The organism is Tepidicaulis sp., from assembly GCF_965222285.1.
Lineage (GTDB): Bacteria > Pseudomonadota > Alphaproteobacteria > Parvibaculales > Parvibaculaceae > Tepidicaulis.
On sequence record NZ_OZ244942.1, the window covers coordinates 3300430 to 3322493 of the forward strand.

At 59.4% G+C, this 22064-nt stretch carries 18 protein-coding genes, 1 tRNA gene and 1 pseudogene; 12 read left to right on the plus strand and 8 right to left on the minus strand.

What is annotated here, in order from left to right; translation table 11 throughout:
- Positions 1–112: 112 nt before the first annotated feature.
- The 6 genes from ACOQOT_RS15820 to istB all read left to right on the plus strand — a co-directional run bounded on the left by ACOQOT_RS15820 (position 113) and on the right by istB (position 4968).
- Positions 113–188, plus strand: a tRNA-Ala gene (locus ACOQOT_RS15820).
- A gap of 260 nt (positions 189–448) precedes the next feature.
- The gene (locus ACOQOT_RS15825; RefSeq protein ID WP_158597267.1) at positions 449–1522 is read left to right on the plus strand and encodes a helix-turn-helix domain-containing protein; all 1074 of its coding nucleotides are present in this window, start codon (positions 449–451) and stop codon (positions 1520–1522) included.
- On the plus strand, positions 1515–1973 hold the full coding sequence (locus ACOQOT_RS15830; RefSeq protein WP_121881939.1) for a hypothetical protein: 459 nt from the start codon (positions 1515–1517) through the stop codon (positions 1971–1973). Before ACOQOT_RS15825 ends, ACOQOT_RS15830 begins: the two co-directional genes overlap by 8 nt.
- Before the next feature lie 313 nt (positions 1974–2286).
- A complete protein-coding gene (locus ACOQOT_RS15835) occupies positions 2287–2472 on the plus strand; it encodes a hypothetical protein (RefSeq protein WP_420560150.1) in 186 nt (61 codons plus the stop codon).
- 188 nt (positions 2473–2660) lie between these two features.
- Positions 2661–4187 (plus strand): IS21 family transposase, encoded by a 1527-nt coding sequence (gene istA, locus ACOQOT_RS15840; protein ID WP_420559770.1) that lies wholly within the window; start codon positions 2661–2663, stop codon positions 4185–4187.
- On the plus strand, positions 4177–4968 hold the full coding sequence (gene istB, locus ACOQOT_RS15845; protein WP_121881981.1) for an IS21-like element helper ATPase IstB: 792 nt from the start codon (positions 4177–4179) through the stop codon (positions 4966–4968). Before istA ends, istB begins: the two co-directional genes overlap by 11 nt.
- Before the next feature lie 133 nt (positions 4969–5101).
- On the opposite strand, the pseudogene ACOQOT_RS15850 reads toward istB, so the two are convergent.
- From ACOQOT_RS15850 to ACOQOT_RS15860, 3 genes and pseudogenes are all read right to left on the minus strand, one after another.
- A pseudogene (locus tag ACOQOT_RS15850) lies at positions 5102–6390 on the minus strand (ISL3-like element ISPpu12 family transposase).
- Between the two features lie 21 nt (positions 6391–6411).
- Entirely contained in the window at positions 6412–6924 is a 513-nt protein-coding gene (gene lspA, locus ACOQOT_RS15855) for a signal peptidase II (protein WP_004863699.1), read from the minus strand.
- Between the two features lie 3 nt (positions 6925–6927).
- A complete protein-coding gene (locus tag ACOQOT_RS15860; RefSeq protein ID WP_004574643.1) occupies positions 6928–7824 on the minus strand; it encodes a cation transporter in 897 nt (298 codons plus the stop codon).
- 95 nt (positions 7825–7919) lie between these two features.
- On the opposite strand from ACOQOT_RS15860, the gene cadR reads away from it, so the two are divergent.
- The 6 genes from cadR (at position 7920) to ACOQOT_RS15890 (ending at position 14691) form a co-directional block, all read left to right on the plus strand.
- Positions 7920–8327, plus strand: a complete 408-nt coding sequence (gene cadR, locus ACOQOT_RS15865; RefSeq protein ID WP_004364961.1) for a Cd(II)/Pb(II)-responsive transcriptional regulator — start codon at positions 7920–7922, stop codon at positions 8325–8327.
- A gap of 103 nt (positions 8328–8430) precedes the next feature.
- Entirely contained in the window at positions 8431–8754 is a 324-nt protein-coding gene (locus ACOQOT_RS15870; protein WP_121881947.1) for a MerR family DNA-binding protein, read from the plus strand.
- Positions 8755–8873: 119 nt separating this feature from the next.
- Entirely contained in the window at positions 8874–9191 is a 318-nt protein-coding gene (locus ACOQOT_RS15875) for a hypothetical protein (RefSeq protein WP_121881949.1), read from the plus strand.
- Between the two features lie 54 nt (positions 9192–9245).
- Positions 9246–10538 (plus strand): TolC family protein, encoded by a 1293-nt coding sequence (locus tag ACOQOT_RS15880; protein WP_121881951.1) that lies wholly within the window; start codon positions 9246–9248, stop codon positions 10536–10538.
- Between the two features lie 5 nt (positions 10539–10543).
- On the plus strand, positions 10544–11515 hold the full coding sequence (locus tag ACOQOT_RS15885; RefSeq protein ID WP_121881953.1) for an efflux RND transporter periplasmic adaptor subunit: 972 nt from the start codon (positions 10544–10546) through the stop codon (positions 11513–11515).
- Positions 11516–11526: 11 nt separating this feature from the next.
- Positions 11527–14691 (plus strand): CusA/CzcA family heavy metal efflux RND transporter, encoded by a 3165-nt coding sequence (locus ACOQOT_RS15890; RefSeq protein WP_121881955.1) that lies wholly within the window; start codon positions 11527–11529, stop codon positions 14689–14691.
- A gap of 356 nt (positions 14692–15047) precedes the next feature.
- Here ACOQOT_RS15890 and ACOQOT_RS15895 read toward each other — a convergent pair whose 3' ends face one another.
- The 5 genes from ACOQOT_RS15895 to ACOQOT_RS15915 all read right to left on the minus strand — a co-directional run bounded on the left by ACOQOT_RS15895 (position 15048) and on the right by ACOQOT_RS15915 (position 22054).
- Entirely contained in the window at positions 15048–18173 is a 3126-nt protein-coding gene (locus ACOQOT_RS15895) for an efflux RND transporter permease subunit (protein ID WP_121881957.1), read from the minus strand.
- Positions 18170–19687: an efflux RND transporter periplasmic adaptor subunit gene (locus ACOQOT_RS15900; RefSeq protein ID WP_121881959.1), complete on the minus strand. Its 1518-nt coding sequence runs from the start codon at positions 19685–19687 to the stop codon at positions 18170–18172. Before ACOQOT_RS15900 ends, ACOQOT_RS15895 begins: the two co-directional genes overlap by 4 nt.
- Positions 19680–20939 carry a TolC family protein gene (locus ACOQOT_RS15905; RefSeq protein WP_121881961.1) on the minus strand — a complete coding sequence of 420 codons (1260 nt, stop codon included), beginning with the start codon at positions 20937–20939 and terminating at the stop codon, positions 19680–19682. The genes ACOQOT_RS15900 and ACOQOT_RS15905 overlap by 8 nt, the downstream gene beginning before the upstream one ends.
- A gap of 92 nt (positions 20940–21031) precedes the next feature.
- Positions 21032–21454 (minus strand): hypothetical protein, encoded by a 423-nt coding sequence (locus tag ACOQOT_RS15910; protein WP_121881963.1) that lies wholly within the window; start codon positions 21452–21454, stop codon positions 21032–21034.
- 381 nt (positions 21455–21835) lie between these two features.
- Positions 21836–22054 (minus strand): hypothetical protein, encoded by a 219-nt coding sequence (locus ACOQOT_RS15915; protein ID WP_121881965.1) that lies wholly within the window; start codon positions 22052–22054, stop codon positions 21836–21838.
- Positions 22055–22064 lie beyond the last annotated feature (10 nt).

Here is a 22064-nt window from a genome sequence, read left to right on the forward strand (position 1 = left end):
CGCAAGATGCCCGCCGCCGCAGGCCCGGCCCTTTCACCCGCCTGCGCGCCTCTTGACAGCTCCCGCCTCCCGGCCCTAAAGAACCCGCTCCAGGCGCAAACCGCGCCTTTGTGGGGCCGTAGCTCAGTTGGGAGAGCGCGTCGTTCGCAATGACGAGGTCAGGGGTTCGATTCCCCTCGGCTCCACCATATCCCCGTCGAACCGAACTTTGACACGACGATTCTAGCATAAAGGATCGTGGAGCCGACAAGCCCTAAATTAAGGGACGGCTGTGATTTTGGCTTAATGCTTTCCGAAAAGTAAAAACCCCGCAGCGGGAACTGCGGGGCTTTTGAAAAACGCTTTGAATGCGCTCTCGCTCATCTGTGAGTGCATTTTAGGCGACGGGATCCTGTTGTCAATTGCCTGATGGCAATGCGCAGGCAGTTAAGCCGATGCCGAAATGCATATGGAACAAGTAGCAGCAACTGAAACGCACGTCGGACACGAAGCTGTGCACGCAAGAGGCTTCGTCAAACGCGCGGAGAACTTCGAGAGCGTGAACATGCTTGCCGAACAATTCGAAGGGGATCCCCATTACGCATCGATCAGGGCAGGGTCGCTGGTCGGGTCAGCTTTTACGCTCGTTGAACCCGATCTGCCCGGCAAGGCCGAGAAGGTCCTGCATGTGCTTGTCCAGCACACGCCGCGCGAGGCCTGGAAGAGCGGCAAGGTCATCAAATGCACATTGAGCAATGCACGAATCGCGGGGCTGTGCGGAATCAACAAGCGCAGTGTCGTGCGGCTGCTCGCCCTGCTGGAAGAGCGCGGGTGGCTGGTGCGCCGCTATACCAGAGCGAATCAGCGCTATGGGGCGGGCGGCATAGATCTGCGTCCTTTTGCCCGGCGCCTGCCGGAACTCGAGGCGGCCTATGCGCGGTTCAATGACGAGCTAAGGGAAGAGCGGGAGCGGCTGCACGAGGAGCGTCTCGATATCCCGGCACCTGTGGATAGCATCGAGGATCCGGAACCCGGCAAGGTCACAAGTGCATCCAGACATGACACGAGCGACAACCTAAACCTCTACAATAAAACCTCTGGTCTTACAGACCTTGTACAAGAGCAGGCAGAAGGGTGCCGGCCGTGTCCTCCTCCGCTCCCCACTCAGGCCGAGCCTGAGGCGAGCGACAGGGACCTGGTTTGCCTCATGGCAGAGGCCTCCCCCACCCTGCAGCGGCAGCTTGCGCCAGCGCATCTGGAGGAGCTGCTTTGCGGGGAACCCTCACAAACGGCCCTGCAGGACGTCTCAAGATCCATCGGCTGGCTGGTGCGCCAATACGTGCGGATCAGGCCGGAGGCCTGGCAGAAGGCCGTTGAGCGGCATGGCTGGGCGGCGCTTGCGGCCGTTCTCGTGGCCGTGGACCGACAGGGCATCAAGAACCCCGGGGCCTATCTGTTCTCGATGCTGCAATCCTCGATCCTGCGACGAACGGTGCATCATAATCTGCGATCGCTCTGCAGGCAGGGAGGCGGCCATGCATGAGCTTGAGCATATGCTGCGCGTGGTGAACCCGCAGCTTGAGCTGATGCGGATGTTGGTGCTGACCTTCTTCAAGGTCTCCCGCTGGCAGTCAGACGATGAGTGGCATCTTTTGAACCTGCTGGTCACGCTCGAAAACGACCAGGAAAAGTGGCGCCGCCGGGACCTGATGATCCCCGCACGGCTTCGGTATTGGAGCGGGCTACACCGCAAGACACCCAAAGCGACTCGCCGCACACTGCGCCGTCTGGAGCGACGGCGATGGCTGAGATGCATCTACGATCAATCCGGCAAAAACCTTGTGGCTGTCGATCTGGACCCGGTTCTGCAGCGTCTTCCCCTGCTCTGGGCGCTTGAGGAGCCGCCCTCCGAGGAACGGGCAGAGGAAAAGGCGCGCATCGATGCCCTTCTGCGTGAGATGGCGCGGAGCGGGTCCGCAGGACCGGTCGGCTGATAAACCCTCATCCGGCCGATTGTCCCATGCCTCGCATATCCGGCGGCGTTCTGTTTGCCTCGATCCGGCGAGCAATTCCGCTGTCGGGCTCATGGCGCGGCGTCTCACATCGGGCTGTCCGTCCCGGCTTGTCTGCCTGGGCGTTCCCGTGCCGGTGCTCAACCCCAAAATGGCGCCCCGTGTTGCGGCCGTTCCGGCCGCTGCCCGCGCCAGGCGCCATTTTGAGGTCGCTCCTGCCGTCGCTTGATCCCCGTCCCGCTGGTCCGCCCTTCTGGCAGCCATAGACGGACAACCTCATTTGATGGAGACGAGCATGAGCAACAAACCGACACACCGCGTATTCCAGGTGATCGAAACCGGCAAGGACAAGAAGTTCTGGAACCGCATTGGCGGCGCCTGGGAACACGAAGACGGCAACGGCTTCAATCTGAGCCTGAACAGCATTCCCCTCGACGGCCGCGTTGTCGTCCGCCGCGTCGAGAAAGACGACGAGGAGTAATCTTGCCTTGGCCCCGGAGCTCGGTCTCCGGGGCGGCTTCTAGTCCCTCTGCGCAGCCAGATACGTGTCCCGCAGTGTTGATTGCCGCTGAGATCTGACCCGGTATTGGGGGATTTTTCCACTGAGATTTGACCCATGTTTGAACGCTATCCTGCTCGTTTTGGGCAGGAGATTGAGGAGTGTTGGACATGGCGTTTTTGAGCGTTATCCGGCGCTGGCATTTCCGGGATGGTTTTTCGATCCGGGAGATAGCACGGCGCACGGGTCTGTCCCGGAATACCATTCGCAAATATCTTCGGTCCGATACGGTTGAGCCGAAGTTCAAAGTGCCCGAGCGGCCGAGCAAGATCGATCCTTTTGCCGAGAAGCTATCGGGCTGGCTGAAGGCTGAGAGCCGCAAACCGCGCAAGCAGCGGCGCACAGTCAAGCAGATCCATGCCGATCTGGTCAGCCTTGGCTTTAAAGGTTCCTATGGTCGGGTGGCGGTTTTTGCCCGGCGCTGGAAAGAGGATCTCCAGCGCCAGCAGAACACCACCGGCCGCGGCGTGTTCGTTCCCCTGGCCTTTGAGCCTGGAGAAGCTTTCCAGTTCGATTGGAGTGAGGACTGGGCGCTGATCGGGGGCGAGCGGGTCAAGCTGCAAGCGGCCCATACCAAGCTCTGCTACAGCCGGGCCTTTGTGGTAAGGGCCTATCTGCTCCAGACCCACGAGATGCTGTTCGACGCCCACAATCATGCCTTCCGCGTGCTGGGCGGCGTGCCCCGGCGCGGCATCTACGACAATATGCGCACGGCCGTGGACAAGGTTGGCCGTGGCAAGGCCCGGCAGGTCAATGCCCGGTTCTCGGCCATGGCCAGTCACTTTGTGTTCGAGCCCGAGTTCTGCAATCCGGCCGCCGGCTGGGAGAAGGGGTTGGTGGAAAAGAACGTGCAAGATGCCCGGCACCGGCTTTTCCAGCCCATTCCGCACGCGAACTCGCTTGAGGAGTTGAACCTCTGGCTCGAGCAGCGGTGCAAGAGCTTGTGGGAGGAGACCTCTCATGGCGTCGAACCGGGCACCATTGCTGATGCGTGGCGGGTCGAGACCCAGTTCCTGATGGCTGTGCCAAGGCCCTTTGACGGGTTCGTCGAACACACCAAGCGTGTTTCCCCAACGTGCCTGATCCACCTGGAACGCAATCGCTACAGCGTGCCGGCCTCTTTCGCCAACAGGCCGGTCAGCGTCAGAGTCTATCCGGCGCGCATCGTCGTTGTCGCCGAAGGACAGACGATCTGTGAGCACTTACGGATCATCGACCGCCATCATGGAACCGGGCATACTGTTTATGACTGGCGCCATTACCTAGCCGTGGTCCAGCGAAAGCCCGGTGCCCTGCGCAATGGTGCACCCTTTGCCGACATGCCCGATGGATTCCGGCAGTTGCAGCGCCATCTTCTGAGCAAACCCGGTGGCGATCGCGAGATGGTCGATATCCTGGCCCTGGTTCTCCACCATGATGAACAGGCCGTGCTCGCCGCGGTCGAGATGGCCCTTGAGACCGGGGTGCCCACCAAGACCCATATTCTGAACCTGCTGCACAGACTGGTCGATGGCAAATCGACCGCGATCGCGCCCGTCGAGGCACCACAAGCCCTTGTCCTGGGCAAGGAACCGCAGGCCAATGTGGAACGCTACGATACCCTGCGTGCGGACAAGGAGGTGCGCCATGCGTCATGATCCGGCAAGCGCAGCTCTGGTCATCATGCTCAAAAGCCTCAAGATGACAGGCATGGCCCAAGCGATCAGCGAGCTCACCGAACAGGGGTCTCCGGCCGTCCAGGCAGCCGTTCCGGTTCTCTCCCAGTTGCTCAAGGCCGAGATGGCCGAACGGGAGACAAGATCGATTGCCTATCAGCTCAAGGTGGCACGGTTTCCAACCTACAAGGACCTGGCCGGCTTCGATTTTGCCAGCAGTGAGATCAATGAGGCCCTGGTGCGCCAGCTTCATTCAGGGGCTTTCATCGACAAGACCGACAACGTGGTGTTGGTGGGCGGGCCGGGAACCGGCAAAACCCATATCGCCACAGCGCTGGGCATCCGGGCCATCGAGCATCACCGCAAGAGAGTGCGCTTCTTCTCGACCGTGGAACTGGTCAATGCGTTGGAACAGGAAAAGGCTCAAGGCAAGGCCGGACAGATTGCCAACCGGCTTGTCCATTCCGATCTGGTCATCCTCGACGAGCTTGGATACCTGCCCTTCAGCGCATCAGGAGGGGCATTGCTATTCCATCTGCTGAGCAAACTCTACGAGCGCACCAGTGTCATCATCACCACCAATCTCAGCTTTGCCGAATGGGCCAGCGTGTTTGGCGACGCCAAAATGACAACCGCGCTGCTCGATCGGCTCACCCATCACTGCCACATTCTCGAAACCGGAAACGACAGCTTCCGCTTCAGGAACAGCTCGGCCCAGGCCGCAAAAACCAAAAAAGGAGAAAGCACCGACTTGACCATCTAACCAAACCCAAATCATATCCACGAGGCGGGTCAATTCTCGGTGAAAATACCGGGTCAGATCTCAGCGGCAATCAACAGGTATACGGATTTAATGGTTGATGGGGCACCTTCACCCCATCAATCTGATACCACCCTCAGATGGTTGATAGATCGACTCCGTAGTTGAGTTCCTCTGCGAAGTCCGGCAGTCCGTAACCGATGGTTTTCTTGTAGAAAGGAGAGACCTTCGCAGTCGGTGCCTTCTTCTTGTGCTTCGTGGTGTAGAGCATTCGTGCCCGCATCACCTCGAAGGAGTAACCGCGCCCTTCACGGTTCTTGTCCTTGGCCAGTCGGTTGATGGACTCCGTGTAAGCGTTGGTGACGGGCATGTCCGTCTCGAAGTAGGTCATGGTCTCTTCGCGCCAGTTTCCCACTGCCCTGACCAGATCGCTCCAGACTTCCTTTTGGCCCTTCGGGATGGTGGCTATCCACTCGTCCAGGGCGGCTTCTGCCTGGAGCCGTGTGGTGGCGTCCCAGATGCCGTAGAAGCGCTCCTTGTGCTCGTAGGCGGCCAGCAGTTGCGGGAACGCGCCTGTCCAGGTCTCCATGATGAGGCGCTCCCGGTCTGAGACTTCGTGAGCGCGTTTCAGCAGGATTTTCCGGTCTCCCTTGAGAGTCCGGCTCTGGGACGGTTTCAGCTCCTTTCTGAGGCCCTTGCGCACTCTCTCTAGGGCATCGTTGGCCATGCGCACCACATGGAACTTATCGACCACGATACGGGCCTGGGGCAGCACAGCCTTGACCGCTGCCCGGTAGGGGTTCCACATGTCCATGCTGACGATCTCGACCTTCTGCCGGTCTTTCAGCTTCTCAGGTAGTTGGTCACCACGTCCTGGCGGCGGGTGGCCAGCAGGTCGAGCAGGGTTCGCTCCTCAATGTTGGTCAGAATGCAGCGGTAGCGCTTGTTCAGGTATAGCTCGTCAATGCCCAGGATGCGGGGCGTCTCGAAGCGGTGCCAGCGCCCCAGGAACTCGGCGCGGGCGTTGAAGATGTCGCGCACCGTCTTCTCGTCCAGGCCGGTCTGTGCCGCCACAAAGGTGTAGGGGTGGTTGAAGGATTCCTTCTCCACGTACTCATGCAGCCGCAGTGTCATACGGAATCCGTCCACCATCTCCGGTAGCTGGGGCCTGAATGTTGTCTTGCAGGCCCGGCAGGTGTATCGGCGGCGGACCACCCAGAGAGTGACCCGCTTGCCGTGGATGGGCAGATCACGATAGGGAACGTCACGCTTGCCGAACCGTACGAACTCACCCTGCACGCCGCATTCCTCGCAGGCGATGGGATCGGGCACGTCCACCTGGAAGTGCATTTCGTCGTCGGTTGATTTGCAGCCCAGTACTTGGTATTGCGGCAGGTGAAGGATGTTGTCGGGAAGTTCGGTCATGGTGTTGTATAGGCGTAGGTGTCAGTCAGATCCATCCGGCTCGGCATTGGTGTTTGCTTTTTTACCCAACAAGCTGCTGGAAACGAAAAGTAAGGCACCGAGGACAATTGCAATATCAGCCAGGTTGAAGGCCGGCCAATGCCAGTCTCGCCAATAGAAATCAAAGGAATCCACAACATAGCCGCGAAAGACCCGGTCAATCAGGTTGCCCATGGCGCCACCGAGGATAAGACTGTAAGCGATGGCTTCTCCTTTATGACGATTTTCAAGGATCAGCTTGATCAGAAAAATCGAGACCACTACCGCGATTCCGATAAAAAAGTAGCGCTGCCAGCCTCCACCATTCGCAAAAAGACTGAATGCGGCACCGGTGTTCCATAGGTGCACCCAGTTAAAGAACGGGGTCACCGAAACATACTCGCCATAGGCCATTGATTGCTGCACCAGCCACTTTACAGCCTGATCAGACGCTGCCAGCAGGCCCGATATGGACAATAGGGCATACGGCGAGAGCTTTTTGCCAATAATGAGCATTATTTAACCCTTCAACGCCAAAATGCGTCTGGCACCGTTAAGTACAATGCCCCCCGCGATGGTGCCGATAATCAGATCCGGATAATTGGAACCGGTCCACGCGACCAGGGCGCCGGCGGTGATGACCCCCAGGTTGATCACCACGTCGTTGGCCGAGAATATCCAGCTTGCCTTCATGTGCGCCCCGCCTTCCCGATGTTTGGATATGAGCAGCAGACAACTGGTATTGGCAATCAATGCGACGAATGCGATAGCCATCATCACCAGCGATTCAGGCTCACTACCGAATACAAAGCGTCTCACCACCTCTACGAGCACGCCCACAGCCAAGATCAGTTGCAGTACACCAGCAAGATGCGCGGCACGTACCTGCATTTTCACGCTATGTCCAACCGCATAAAGGGCAAGCCCGTACACCGCCGCATCGGCAAAATTGTCCAGGGATTCTCCAATCAGGCCGGTGGACTGGGCGATCAGACCGGCAGTCATTTCCACCACGAACAGAAGTGCATTGATGCCGAGCAACCAGCGCAGGGTCCCGGATTCTTGCTTAGCAGAAGCTGCCGAAAACTCGGCGGCCTTGATGGTCTCCGGATTTGCAGCGACGGTTTCCTGAAGCGAGGCGCCTAGCCCCAAGGTCTTCAGTTTCGAGGTGACGGGCTCGACCTCGCCGTCATGCACGACCTTCAGCCGGCGGTTCGACAAGTCGAAGGACAGCGCCCGAATCTCCTCAAAGCCGTTCAGGGCTAGGCGAATCATTCGTTCTTCTGATGGACAGTCCATCTTCGGCACGGCATAAACACTGACCCATCTCCCTGGCGCCTCGGAGGAGGCCTGTATATCGGTATCCGCTGCGGACGTTGCATCACCGCCACAGGCGCCACCACAGGATTTGCTCATGATACGACTCCACTTGAACAATGTTGTGGTACCATTTAAAACTATAAAGCTACTATAAGGTCAATAGAGTAAAGAATCCGTTGGGGAGGAGGCTGATGCGCATTGGTCAGTTGGCGCAGTTGGTAGGGGTCGAAACACAGACGATCCGCTTCTATGAACAGCAGGGCTTGTTGCCGCCGCCTGATCGGCAGGACAACGGTTACCGTGTCTATACCGAGAAGCATGGTGAGGGGCTGGCCTTCATCCGTCGCTGCAGAATCCTGGGCCTGTCACTGGCTGAGATTCACGAACTACAGAGCTATCAGGACGACCCTCATCAGCCTTGTACCGCCGTCAACGCCTTGCTCGATGATCACATCTCTCATGTGCGGTCGCAGATAACCGCTCTGCAAGCGCTTGAGAAACAACTCGTTTCACTGAGAGCGAGTTGCAACGATGACCGGGAAGTTGAGGCGTGTGGGGTTCTTGCTGGAATTAGCGAAGGAAACATGCACCAGCAGTAGGTGAAGCATCAACCAGATAATCCGATGAGATGCCGGTCTGTCTCACTCTCATGCAAAGGTAAGATCAACCATTTAATCCGCTTACCCTGAAAAAATAGGGCTACTGGCCAACCCCCGCCGCACCACGGCAAACTACCGCGCCTATGAACGGAAGCATCTTGATCGCCTGCGCTTCATCCGGCGCTGCCGCAACCTTGGCTTCACTTTGGAGCAGGTACGCGACCTTCTTCGTTTATCCTCAGACGAACAGCAGGACTGCGCAGAGGTTGATCGTATTGCAGCCCAGCACCTGGCAGCCGTAGAGCGGAAAATCGGCGACCTGAAGCGGCTCGCCAGCGAGTTGCAGCGGATTAGCAATCTCTGTCAAGGCGGCGGCCTAACTGCCGACTGCCGTATTATCGAAGCGCTGTCACCAGACAGCAAATAGACTGCGTTGGGTCTGATAACCAACCGTCGGAATGGCTCATGAAACCGCAGAAATGCGGCTGATGGTCACGGCGAGGGACATGTATTGCTTTTGCGTATCCGCTGCGCATAATGACAGCGATGATTAAGTTCACGTCCAAAATCATGATATTCAGCATTGTGTTCAGCCTGCTGTCGCTGGCCGTCACACATGATTTGACGTTGGACCGCGCAATGTCCGGCTTGACGGTCAGCAGTGAAAGTGTTGACCACAGCGACGATGCCCCCGGCCCCGACAAGTGCGAAGTCTGCCATGTATTCCAGCACATGGACGTGCCTGCCCCGCATTTTGTTCGCATCTTTTCGGGCCAGGATCGTTTAAATCCAGGCAGGGCAACAGACGTTGAAAGCCTTGCCCTCACTCCCGATGGGCCCCCTCCTCAATATTTGATCGCCTGAATGAACCGCGCCCCGTGCCGGGCGCTCCGATATCCGTCTATCTACAGGTGATCCATGAGAGCCAATACCCGCTTGCTGCGGCAGGGGATGCTTTGCGCATGCCTGCTTTCTGCGCAGACATTTCCCGCGCTGGCGGCAGACCCCGTCACTCTCTCCGAAGCCGTCCAGATTGCCCTCACTCAGAACCTGTCCATTGAAAGGGCAGCGCAGGGTCTTGAAGAACGCAAAGCGCTTTCCCGGCAAGCCGCCGTGCTGCCTAACCCCGAAATCGGGGCGGAGGCAGAAAATATGCTCGGCTCCGGTCCTTATGAGGGCATAGACGAAGCCGATTTTACCGTGAGCCTGTCCCAACGCATTGAGATTGGCGGCAAACGCGCGGCGCGCGTCGAAGCCGCACAACAGGCCGAAGCCGTCTCGCAAACGGCACGAAACGCAACCGAACGGGTCCTCCAGAAAGATGTTTCGATAGCCTTCAATCATCTGCTTGCCGCTCAGGAACAAATAAAAGCCGCCAAAGATGCCGCAGAGGCTATCCGGCATCTCTTGCCTGCCTTACGCGAAAAGGTGGAGCGGGGTGCATCTTCGGAAGCGGACTTGAACCGGGGTCAGCTCGCGCTCGATCTGGCCGAAATCCGGGTATCCAAAAGCGAAACACAATTGCGAACGGCGCAGCAGGCGCTTCTGGCGCTTTGGTCCGAGCCAGCCTACCGTCCGGTAGAAGCGGCAGGGACCTTTGGTGTTCCGGAAACTCCTCTGCCCTCTTTCGCGGAACTGAATGCGCGCCTGGAGGAAAACCCTCTGCTTGAAAGCAGGCGCGCGGAAATCGATCAACGCCGGGCCGCTTTCGATCTGGAGCGGGCAAAGGCTGTGCCGGATCCTACGATCAGCGCGGGCACAAGATATTTCAACGCAACGGATGAAAGCGCCTTTCTGGTTTCCTTCTCGATTCCCCTCACCGTTTTCGACCGGAACAGAGGCAACATCGACGCTGCAGCAAGCCGCATTACCCAGGCGGATCTCAGCGCCCGCCTCTCCTATACCGAGCTGAGCCGGAAACTGCAGGAAGCCTATCAGGCTTATACCGGCCGGTGCGGTGAAGCCGAGCGCTTGAATCGCTCGGTCGTACCTGCTGCCAAGCAGACCTCCCGGACCATTCGTGATGGGTATGTGCGGGGACGCTTTGGCGTGCTCGATCTCCTGGGAACCACACAAACGGAGATTGAAAGCGAGATGCAGGCCGTAGAGGCCGTGCTCGCCTGCCGCAATGCCGCCGCTGAAATCGCCGGACTAACAGGTCTCGACCTTCTGAATACCGGCGCCGCACCCCGCCGCAAAGCCGGAGAGTAATTGACATGAAAAATTCCACCTCAAAGAAGATGTTCCTGTTCCTCAGCGTTCTGCTCCTTCTTGCCGCTCCGGCCTATGCAAGCGGGCCGCACGAAGAGGATGGCCGCCACGAGGGTGAGAAGCATGAAGAGGAGCACAAAGAAGGAGAGCATGAGGAAGAAACAATCCATCTCTCCGAAGATCAACTTGCAACGGCGGAGCTCGGCATCCGCCGGGCCGAGGCAGGAACAATCACACCCTCACTGAGTGTGTTTGGCCTCATCCGGCCCAATCAGGAGAAATTGGTTCACATCGTGCCGCGCTTTTCGGGAGTCGTGCTGGATGTGAAGAGACGTCTCGGCGAAAGGGTCGACGAAGGTGACGCCCTCGCCGTGATGGAAAGCAATGAAAGCCTGCGCGCCTATACCTTGCGCGCCCCAAGCAGCGGGCAGATCGTGCAATGGAATGTTGCACCGGGCCAATATGCGGGAACGAGCGACACCTTGATGGTGATTGCCGATCTTAGCTCCGTCTGGCTGGATATGCAGGTCCACACACATGATGCCGATCTCATTCGTGAAGGCCAGGCCGTCACTTTTGAAGGGCGCATGAATGAAAAACCTGTCACATCGAAAATCAGCTACGTCTCGCCCATCGCCGCGCAAGACACGCAAAGCCTGCTCGCGCGCGCTGTCGTGCCCAATGTGGAAGGCCATCTGAAACCGGGTCTCTATGTCACCGCCAAGGTGAGTTTGCAGCCTGCCGAAGCTTCCGTCGTGATTGCCCGCAGCGCGGTCCAATATGAGGGGGCTGACCCCATCATATATGTGCCTGCCGGGGAGGGAGAGTTTGAGGAGCGCCGGATCACAATTGGCCGCACGGATGACGCCCATGCCGAAATTCTCGGCGGCTTGGCATCCGGCGAGGCTTATGTGGCGGAAAACGCATTCATTCTCAAAGCTGAGGCAGGCAAGAATGCCGCCTCCCATGCGCATTGAGGGAGGCACGCATGATTTCCCGTATCGTTTCCTTCTGTGTGGCGCATCGCTGGCTGGTCTTGTTGACTACCGCATTCGTCGCCGCTGTCGGCATTTACAACTTCACACGCCTGCCTATCGATGCCGTGCCGGACATCACAAATGTCCAGGTGCAGATAAATTCCGCCGCGCCTGGCTACTCGCCCGTCGAAGTAGAGCAGCGCGTCACCTTTCCGCTCGAAACAGCCATGGGCGGGCTTCCGGGACTGGATTATACACGCTCCCTGTCGCGTTACGGTCTTTCCCAGATCACCGTTGTTTTTGAGGATGGAACAGATATCTACCGTGCACGGCAATTGATCGGCGAGCGCATTCAGGCCGTATCGGGCGAGTTGCCTACGGACGTCGACACCACCATGGGGCCCATATCGACGGGCCTTGGCGAAATCTATATGTACACGGTGGAGGCAGAGCCCGGCACCCTGACGGAAGAAGGCGCGCCTTATACTCTATCGGACCTCCGCGCACTGCATGACTGGGTAGTGCGCCCCCAACTGCGTACCGTGGGCGGCGTCGTCGAAGTCAATGCTATTGGCGGATATGAGCGACAGCTTCATGTCGTGCCCGACCCTTACAAGCTCACCTCCTACAATCTCAGTTTTCACGACGTGGTACGTGCACTCGAACAGAACAATGTCAATGTCGGCGCAGGCTATATCGAACGGAGTGGCGAGCAATATCTTATCCGCGTGCCTGGACAAGTGGAAAAGGTGAGCGAATTCGCGGAGATACTGCTCGGCACGCATAAGGGACAGCCCATCTATGTGCATGATGTGGCGGAGGTCACATTCGGTAAGGAACTGCGTACCGGCGCGGCAACCCACAATGGCCGGGAAACCGTGCTTGGCACCGCAGTCATGCTGATCGGTGAGAACAGCCGTGATGTAGCGGCGGATGTCGGAAGAAAACTCGAAGCAATTCAAAAAAGTCTGCCGCCTGGCGTAAAGATCGCAACGCTATATGACCGGACCTCGTTGGTTCAAAAAACCATTGCTACGGTGCGCACCAATCTCGTGGAAGGCGCTATCCTTGTCATTGTTGTGCTCTTCGTGCTGCTGCGCAATTTCCGAGCCGCACTGATCACCGCGGCCGTCATTCCCCTTTCCATGCTCATCACGGTCAGCGGCATGGTTGAATACAAGATAAGCGCAAACCTGATGAGTCTTGGCGCCATCGACTTCGGGCTGATCGTGGACGGCGCCGTTATCATTGTCGAAAACTGCCTGCGGCGTTTGTCAGAGGAGCAGAAGCGATTCGGCCATGCGCTGAGCATGAAAGACCGCTTTGCTGTTGTGACGGATGCGACACGTGAGGTGATAACACCGGCCATGTTCGGGTCGTTCATCATCACGGTGGTCTATCTGCCCGTACTGACTCTCACCGGCGTTGAAGGCAAAATGTTCACCCCCATGGCGCTCACCGTCGTAATCGCGCTTCTTTCAGCCATGGTTCTGGCGCTGACCTTCGTACCGGCAGCCATCGCCATTTTCATTCGCGGCGATGTAGTGGAGAAAGAAAGCCCGGTGATGCGCTGGGCGCAAAAGGCGTATGATCCTGCGCTCGGCTGGGCGATGCGGCATCAGAAAGCCATCGCAGCTGGCGCCTCCGTGCTCGTCATTCTTGCCGGGCTGGGCGCCACCCGCTTCGGCACGGAGTTTATTCCCCGCCTTGATGAAGGGGATGTTGCCGTGCAGGCACTGCGCGCGCCGGGTACCAGCCTCACCCAATCCGTCGAGATGCAGCAGAAAATCGAAAAGGCGTTGCTAAAGCTGCCAGAGGTGCGGGAGGTCTTTGCGAGAACCGGCACGGCGGAGGTGGCAACGGATGCCATGCCGCCCAGCATCTCCGATGGCTATGTCATGATGAAACCAAGAGACGAATGGCCGGACCCCGGCAAATCCAAGGAAGCCCTGCTGGAAGAGATAGATGCGATCCTGGCCACGCTGCCCGGCAATAACTATGAAATCTCTCAGCCTATCGAGCTACGCTTCAATGAGCTGATTTCCGGCGTGCGCGCCGATCTCGGCATCAAGATCTATGGCGATGACATGGACACGCTGCTTGCCTCGGCCAATGAAGTGGCAGCGGTCATCCGGCAAATCGAAGGCGCTTCGGGCGTGAATGTGGAACAGGTTTCCGGCCTGCCTGTGCTCTCCATTGAGATCAAGCGGGACATGGCGGCCCGCTTCGGCCTCAATGTGGCGGATATTCAGGATGTGGCGCGTGCCGCCATGGGAGGGGCGCGGGCGGGCACCCTTTATGAAGGAGACTGGCGCACGCCGGTCATAGTCCGTCTTCCCGAGAATCTTCGGGAGGATATCGGCAGGCTGAAAGACTTGCCCATTCCCCTGCCGCCGGAGCATACGGACGAAACGGCGCAGCCCGCCTCCTATTCGCCGTTTGACGGGGCAATGCCGCGTGTCGTGCCGCTTCAGGCCGTGGCGGATATCCGCCTCGTACCTGGCCCCAACCAGATCAGTCGGGAAAACAGCAAGCGCCGCATCACCGTGTCGGCCAACATAAGAGACCGCGACCTGGGCTCCTTTGTCGAGGAAGCGCAGGCCGCCGTAGATGCCGGAGTAAACCTTCCCCCCGGCTACTGGGTCGAATGGGGCGGGCAGTTCGAGCAACTCGTCTCGGCGGCGCAACGCCTCAGTATCGTCGTCCCGGCGGCGCTGGTGCTCATCTTTGCGCTTCTTTTTGCCAGCCTTGGCAACGCAAAGGACGCAATGCTGGTCTTCTCCGGCGTGCCCTTCGCCCTGACCGGTGGGCTTGCCGCCCTCGCCTTGCGTGGTCTGCCGCTTTCCATCTCGGCAGGGGTCGGCTTTATCGCGCTTTCTGGCGTTGCCGTGCTTAACGGCCTCGTCATCATCAGTTTCATCAACAACTTGCGCCAGCAAGGAAAGGGACTGGATGAAGCGATCTGGGAAGGCGCCTCCAAACGGCTCCGTCCGGTGCTGATGACAGCGCTGGTCGCCTCGCTCGGCTTCGTCCCCATGGCGCTTGCCACAAGCGCAGGTGCCGAGGTGCAACGCCCACTCGCCACCGTGGTAATCGGCGGCATCATCTCCTCTACGCTGCTCACGCTGCTCGTGCTACCGGCCATCTACCGGCTGGCCCATGCCAGGGAAACTTGAGTAATTTAAGGGAGGGCCAGGTTAATTGACCTGGCCCTCCTGTTCGATTCGCGCGGCCTTTGACAAGCAGCCAATCCATCTAAAATCACTCACCACACTAAGTGTTTGTTTTTTCTATGCATTGCACGATTGCAGGAAAAACTGCATGAGTTTGTATGAGATTGCACGTCTTTGCACGAGATTGCACAAAATTTCCCTGTCGTAGCGGGGGCAGGATATGGCAGGTGCATGCACCTGCCGCCGCTGAAGCGTCATCCTGCTTATTCGCACGGCTGCGCCGCGCTCAACGATTACAACGACAGGCCTGTCCGCAGAGACAAACGGTTTCGCATTCTCAAGGAGGCGCTCCTTGTCTCTCAGACGGGTTCCGTATCCCGGCTATGCCACCAGACATAGATTGCCGGAATGACCAGGAGCGCGAGGGCTGTGGCGCTCAAGATGCCGCCGATCATGGGCGCGGCGATGGGCGCCATCACCTCTGTGCCTGTGCCGCGCGTCACCATGACGGGCAGGAGCCCTGCAATGATGGTCAGAAAGGTCATCGCGATGGGCCGCAGCCGGCGCAGGGCGCCTTGCCGCACCGCGTCCTTGACCTCTTCCGGCGTTGGCGGGCGGCCCGCGCTTTCCGCCCGGTCTTTCAGCGCCTGCACTTCCTGGCGCAGATACATGATCATCAGGACGCCGACCTCGATGGCCACGCCCGCCAGCGCGATAAAGCCGACGGCCACGGCAACGGAGAGGTTGAACTGCAACAGATCGACCAGCCACAGCCCGCCGACAAGCGCAAAGGGGAGCGTGCCCAGGATAATGAGCACGTCGCGCACATCCTTGAAGGCGAGATAAAGCAGCCCGGCAATGATGAAGAGCATGAGCGGCCCGAGCAGCGTCAACCGTTCCTGTGCGCGCAGCAGATATTCATATTGCCCGGACCAGGAGAGAGAATAGCCGGGGGGCAGGTCGAGCCCGGATGAGAGCGCTCGCCTGGCTTCGTCCACATAAGAGCCGATATCGCGGCCGCTCACATCGACATAGATCCAGCCATTGAGGCGCGCATTCTCGCTGCGGATCATACCGGGCCCGTCCGAGACGCGGATGTCCGCGACCTGGCCGAGCGGCACATGCGCGCCTGCACTGGTGACGATGGGCAGCATGCGCAATTTGCCCGGCGTGTTCCGTACCTCTTGCGGGTAGCGCAAATTAATGGGAAAGCGTTGAAGCCCTTCCACGCTTTCGCCAAGCGCCATGCCGCCAATGGCCGTACGCACCACCTCGTGAACATCGGCGATGTTGAGGCCGAGGCGTGCGGCTTTCTCACGGTCGATATCGATATCGACGAAACGCCCGCCCGTCACGCGCTCGGCATAGACCGACGCCGTGCCATCGACCTCGCGCAGCAATGTCTCGATGCGCGCGCCGATATCGTTGATGACGCCGAGATCCGGTCCGGCGACCTTGATGCCGACCGGCGTCTTGATGCCGGTCGCAAGCATGTCGAGCCGGTTCTTGATTGGCATGATCCAGACATTGGTAAGGCCCGGAATGTCGACAATCCGGTCAAGCTCCTGTTTGAGCTTTTCCATTGTCATGCCCGCGCGCCATTCGTCACGCGGTTTGAGGCGGATCACCGTTTCGATCATGGACAGGGGAGCCGGATCGGTTGCCGTCTCCGCCCGGCCCGCTTTGCCATGTACGGTTTCCACCTCCGGAACCGTTTTGATGAGCTTGTTGGTCTGATGGAGAAGATAGGACATGGTCCCTGGCGAGGCGGCCGGGAAGGCACTCGGCATATAAAGCAGGTCTCCTTCATTGAGTTCCGGCATGAACTCCGTGCCGAGACGGGAATAAGGTACGGCCGCGCTGATCAGCACAAGGCCGGCAACCCCCAGAATTGCCGCCGGCCGGTTGACGGCAAAATTGATCAAGGGCCTGTAAAGCGCAGTCAAAAGCCGGTTGGCGGGATTGCTGTTTTCCGGGGCAATCTTTCCGCGCACCAGAAATCCGATCAGAACCGGCACCAGCGTCACGGAAAGCGCTGCCGAAGCCGCCATCGCATAGGTTTTCGTATAGGCCAGCGGCGCGAACATGCGCCCTTCCTGCGCTTCCAGCGCGAGGATGGGAAGAAAGCTCAACGTGATGATCAGCACGGAAAAGAAGATGGGCGGGCCCACCTCCGCGCAGGCCTCGCCGACGGCACGCCATCTCTCCGCCGGATCGAAGTGATGTCCTTCGAGTTTCTTGTGCACATTCTCGATCATCACGATGGCCGCGTCGACCATGGTGCCCACGGCAATGATGATGCCGCCCAGAGACATGATGTTGGCGTTTATGCCTTGCAGCTTCATCACGATGAAGGCGGCCAGCACGCCCAGAGGCAAGCTGATGACGACGACGAGCGAAGAACGCAGATGGAAGAGAAAGAGCGCGCAGACAAGCGCGACGATGACGAATTCCTCGATAAGCTTTTCTTGCAGCGTGGAAACTGCGCGCGCGATCAGGGCGGAGCGGTCATAGGTCGTCACGACCTCGACCCCCTCAGGCAGGCCTGCCTTGAGATTTCCGAGTTTTTCTTTGACGCGGGCAATCGTGGCGAGCGCGTTCTCGCCATACCGCATGATAATGACGCCGCCCACGGCCTCTCCTTCGCCGTTCAGCTCGCCGATGCCGCGGCGCAGGTCCGGCCCGAGGCGCACGTCGGCGACATCGCGCAGAAGGATGGGCGTGCCCCGCGTGTCCGCCACCAGCGGAATGCGCTCAAGGTCCTCCACCGAGCGGACATACCCATTGGCGCGGATCATATATTCAGCTTCCGCCATCTCGAGAATGCGCCCGCCGGTTTCCTGATTGCCGCGTTCGATGGCCGTGCGCACCTTGGAGAGCGGAATGTTGTAAGCGCGTAGTTTGTCCGGATCGGCAATCACCTGATACTGCTTGACCATGCCGCCAATGGTGGCGACCTCCGAAACGCCTTCTACCGTTTGCAGCTCGTATTTCAGAAACCAGTCCTGCAGCGCGCGAAGCTGGGCTAGATCGTGCTCTCCGCTCCGGTCCACCAGCGCATATTGATAGACCCAGCCAACCCCGGTCGCATCTGGCCCGAGCGAGGGCTGTGCCGCATCCGGAAGACGCGGCGCGGCCTGGCTGAGATATTCCAGCACGCGGGACCGCGCCCAATATAGGTCCGTGCCGTCTTCGAAAATCACATAGAGGTAGGAGTCGTTGAAAAACGAATAGCCACGCACGCTCACGGCGCCGGGAACGGATAACATGGCCGTGGCAAGCGGATATGTGACCTGGTCCTCCACGACTTGCGGTGCTTGGCCCGGATAGGTCGTTTTAACGATGACTTGCACATCCGAAAGATCGGGGATCGCATCGAGCGGCGTGGTCCGCACGGCGGCGAACCCGGCCACGGCAAGAAAGAGGGCGCCGATCAGCACAAGAAAGCGGTTGGTGATCGACCAGTGGATCAGATTTGCAATCACTCCATGTCCTCCGGTCCCGTTCCGCTCTTCATGGGATGGATGGCCGTTGCCTCATATCCCGTTTCGATTTTCCGGAAAGTGAAGTGAACGCGCATGCCGGGCTTCAATCCGTCCAGGGGGATGCCGTCGGCAACGGAAAAGCCCATGATCATGGCGGGCCATCCGAGCCCCGGAACCGGCTCGTGATCGAGGGTGATCCGGCGTTCGGCAGGGTCGAGGGATTGGATGGTGGCCATTGCCTCATATGCGGCATCACCGCCGGGCATATCCCCCGTCATCTCTTCGCCGGCCTCCATTTTGTCCGACGCAAGCCGTAGAAGCCCCGGCTCCAGGCTTGCTTCGGAATCGATGAGAAAATGCGCGGAGGTGACGACTTCTTCCCCCTCCTGAAGGCCGTTCATGATCTGAACGCGGTCATTTGCTTCAAGGCCCGCCGTGATCGCGGCCGGGCGGAAGCGGCCGCTGCCGAGTGAAAGCACGGCGCGTTCTTGCGTGCCCTGCCGGATGATGGCCGAGGCGGGAACGGTCAGCGCGTCTTCTGCTGCCTCGCTGCGGATTCGCACATTTGCGAACATCGCCGGCCGGAGACGGCGCTCCGGATTTTTCAGGCGCAGCCGCACAGGCACAGTGCGCGTGCGCGGGTCGGCGGTCGGATAAACATAATCGACTTCGCCCTCCCATGTATCGCCTGGAAAGGCGGGCAGGGTGATGGCTGCATGCTGACCTTCCGCAATCCGGCCAATTGCTGTCTCGAATATATCCGCCATGATCCAGACGGATGACAGGTCGGCAATACGCATGGTCCTGTCGGATGGCTGCACGAACATGCCCTCGCGCACCTTCAGGGCAAGCACGGTTCCCGATTGCGGCGCATAAATGCCGACAAGCCGCTTTGCTTTGCCGTCACGCTCGATTCCGGCAATCTGCCGTGCGTCCATACCGAGCGCGATCAGCCTCTCCCACGCCGCTTCGGTCAACCCTTTTCCGCCGAGCTTGCGTGCTTGCAAATATTCGCGCTGCGCAGCGACGAGGCCGGGCGAATAGAGCTTGAAGAGAAGCTGTCCTTTCTCCACCCGTTCGCCTGCCGCGCGCACCGCCAGTTCCTCCACCCAGCCTTCGCTGCGCAGATTGATGTCCGACAGTTTTTCCTCATCCGGGCTGACGAAGCCGACTGTTTCAACATCAAGAAGAAGCGGGCCGCGCGTTACCGGCGCCGTGCGCACACCGAGCATGTTGACGACCGCCGGATCGATACGCAGCGCAGGTTCGTCCTCCTGCGCCTTGGCGTCCCCGGCATAAACGGGAACGAGGTCCATCCCCATGGGTGATTTGCCCGGGGCGTCGCGCCGGTAATTCGGGTCCATCGGCGCGACCCAGTAAAGGATTTCGCTTTCTTCCGCGGCGGCGGCCTTTTCGGCGCCGGGCGCGGTTCCGCTTATCCGCCCGGCAAAAAAACCCGCTGCAAGAGCAAGAACCGGCACGCCGGCAGCCAGAATCAGAAACGGCTTATTCATGATTGTCTCCTGTGAGGTAAGCGATGGCGGCCCAGGCTTTGGCTTGATCCACCTGCACCGCAAGAAGGGCGAGTTCGGCTTCGAACACGGCAACACGGTCCCGGACGATTTCGGGAAAATCGGCCGTGCCATTCGCATAGGCATTGACGGAGGCCTGAGCCGCTGCGCGCGCCCGTCCCGTAACGGCGTTCTCATAGAGCGCGCGCCGTTTTTCGAACTGGCGCCAATCGGCAAGCGCCGTCTCAAGATCGCGCGCCAGGTCCCGCAAAAGGGCCGCCCGGCCAAGACGCGCCGCCTCGCGCTCCTTCATGGCAGCCGATAGCCGCCGGTCCTGCCGGTTTGCCGTAAACAGAGGGATCGAGAGCGTCACCCCGATGCTGGCAAAGTCCGCCTGGCCGCCAGCTCTGTATCCATATCCCGCCTCTATGCCCCAGGCGGGCTTGTAAGCTTCTTCGGCAATGCCGATCTCGGCCTCCTCCCGGCGGATAGCGGCTTCCTCCGCCTTGACCGCGGGATGCGCGGCAAGCGCCTCTTTCAAAATGTCCGGGGAAGCAGGTGCGCCAAGAGCGGGAAGTCCGGCAGGGAGCGGACGGGCCGCATGTGCGCCGATATAGCGCCCGAGCCGGGCTTTCGCCTTCTCCTGGCTCTGCGCCAGCGCGGAGAGACGTTCTTCCATCAGGGCGATTTCAAGTTCGGCCCGGAAGATGTCTTGCCCGCCGGACCGTCCGCTGGCAAACGATGCGGTTTGCGCGCCGGCCAGTTCGCGCAAGGCGCCGAGATTTTCCTCGGCAATATGTTTGGCTCTTTCGGCAAGAAACAGATCGAGCCAGGCGCGCCGCACGTCGAAGACGATCTGCCGTCTCAAAAGTCCCTTTTCATGCTGCGCGATTCCAGCTTCGGCCTGGCGTTCCTGTCCTTTAAAGGAAAGCGTGTCGCCCGGCGGAAAGTCCTGCCGCAGGCCGATCTGATATTGCGTCATCGGCTCCTGCGCATCGCGGAACGTATCGGTTGGAAAATTCAAGAATCCTGCCCGGAGCTTGGGGTCTGGCAGCGCGGCGTCGGCGACGGCCAGATCTTCCAGTGCCCCGGCGCGGGCATGAAGGCGTGCAAGTGACGGGTCAGGCGCGTCCGCCGCAAGACGGGCGGCTTCTTCAAAACCCAGTGCCGCAGGCTCGGCGGAAAGCGCAGGCGCAGCCGCAAGCGGCAGGAGGAGGGCGGCAAGCCGTCCCGCCCAATGAAAAATTGGTCTCATGAGAATCCGGTCTCTTCAAACAGGTCAAAGCGCTCGTCCGGCCATAATGTCCGGACGGCAGGCTCACCTCTGCGGCAAAGCGCAGAGTCCTGTCAGAGACGGGGAGGGGGCGGATCGCTGCCCGGAACGGAATAAAGGACAGCTTGAGCTGCAGGGAGGCGCATCCATTCATTGCAGGCGAAAGCAAGAAGACCCGAGGCCGGGAGGTTAAGTCCCGTGAACGATCCCGTGCTGCAAAGAGAAAGGCAGAGTGACTTGCAATCGGACATCATGTCCTCAACGGCTCCGGTGCCGTCCTCATCGCAAGCCGACATGCAGTCATCGCAATTCTGCGGGCCGGCGATTGCCAATTGTGCCGCCGGGCCGCCCCGGTCCATATGATGTGCCGGCATATTGGAATCGGCACTTTCCGGCGCATGGCCCGCCGCAAAGGCAGCCATTCCCGCATCGAAGGCTGGAATGGGCGCCAGAACCAAGGCGAGGGCCACCAGGAAATATGCCATCCGGACAATCATGCGGCGTATCGTATCGAACGGGAACGCGGCGTCCAGCGAATTTCCGGCATGCTTCGAAGTCTCATCGATATTTGCAACCCCCTTTTATTAGGCTCTTGGTTGTGCTGGGCTAGGGGTCCTGATAGCTCCTCAGTAGTCAGAAATTTTGGTACCGCTATGACTCGATCACATCCAGCTAAGGTGAGCTCTCCCGGCTGCTAGTGACGAACAATATGAACTGTGCCTTTGACATTGGAATGGGCCGGAAACGGTAGTTGCGTCATCTCCCCGGCAGCCATATGATCCGCCCATGCAGCGCTTTGTCGTAATGATCATGATGGCGTTGCCTACCGAAGCAGGCCCATTGAACGCTACGAACGGGCGCTTGCCCGGGCGCACAAATTATGAAGAGGCATTGCGCTCAACACTTTTTTGTGCGGGCCATCTGGCGAAGGCCAGAAAATAGATCAGGGCGATATTTGCAATGGGCACGATGGACAACAGCCCCAACATACCCGGGTAGCCCGCCTTTTGACAGATGCGCCAGAAGGGTATGACAATAATTAGCCCCAGGAGAAGCATCCAGATCAGATGCGGGCCTGCCATGTTTCCTTGCATCATTGCAAATTCT

Excerpts from the sequence above, each read along its gene's own strand:
- ACOQOT_RS15825 (WP_158597267.1), top strand. The coding sequence starts at position 449 with ATGGAACAAGTAGCAGCAACTGAAACGCACGTCGGACACGAAGCTGTG.
- ACOQOT_RS15830 (WP_121881939.1), top strand. The coding sequence starts at position 1,515 with ATGCATGAGCTTGAGCATATGCTGCGCGTGGTGAACCCGCAGCTTGAG.
- ACOQOT_RS15835 (WP_420560150.1), top strand. The coding sequence starts at position 2,287 with ATGAGCAACAAACCGACACACCGCGTATTCCAGGTGATCGAAACCGGC.
- istA (WP_420559770.1), top strand. The coding sequence starts at position 2,661 with ATGGCGTTTTTGAGCGTTATCCGGCGCTGGCATTTCCGGGATGGTTTT.
- istB (WP_121881981.1), top strand. The coding sequence starts at position 4,177 with ATGCGTCATGATCCGGCAAGCGCAGCTCTGGTCATCATGCTCAAAAGC.
- lspA (WP_004863699.1), bottom strand. The coding sequence starts at position 6,924 with ATGCTCATTATTGGCAAAAAGCTCTCGCCGTATGCCCTATTGTCCATA.
- ACOQOT_RS15860 (WP_004574643.1), bottom strand. The coding sequence starts at position 7,824 with ATGAGCAAATCCTGTGGTGGCGCCTGTGGCGGTGATGCAACGTCCGCA.
- cadR (WP_004364961.1), top strand. The coding sequence starts at position 7,920 with ATGCGCATTGGTCAGTTGGCGCAGTTGGTAGGGGTCGAAACACAGACG.
- ACOQOT_RS15875 (WP_121881949.1), top strand. The coding sequence starts at position 8,874 with ATGATTAAGTTCACGTCCAAAATCATGATATTCAGCATTGTGTTCAGC.
- ACOQOT_RS15880 (WP_121881951.1), top strand. The coding sequence starts at position 9,246 with ATGAGAGCCAATACCCGCTTGCTGCGGCAGGGGATGCTTTGCGCATGC.
- ACOQOT_RS15885 (WP_121881953.1), top strand. The coding sequence starts at position 10,544 with ATGAAAAATTCCACCTCAAAGAAGATGTTCCTGTTCCTCAGCGTTCTG.
- ACOQOT_RS15890 (WP_121881955.1), top strand. The coding sequence starts at position 11,527 with ATGATTTCCCGTATCGTTTCCTTCTGTGTGGCGCATCGCTGGCTGGTC.
- ACOQOT_RS15900 (WP_121881959.1), bottom strand. The coding sequence starts at position 19,687 with ATGAATAAGCCGTTTCTGATTCTGGCTGCCGGCGTGCCGGTTCTTGCT.
- ACOQOT_RS15905 (WP_121881961.1), bottom strand. The coding sequence starts at position 20,939 with ATGAGACCAATTTTTCATTGGGCGGGACGGCTTGCCGCCCTCCTCCTG.
- ACOQOT_RS15910 (WP_121881963.1), bottom strand. The coding sequence starts at position 21,454 with ATGATTGTCCGGATGGCATATTTCCTGGTGGCCCTCGCCTTGGTTCTG.
- ACOQOT_RS15915 (WP_121881965.1), bottom strand. The coding sequence starts at position 22,054 with ATGATGCAAGGAAACATGGCAGGCCCGCATCTGATCTGGATGCTTCTC.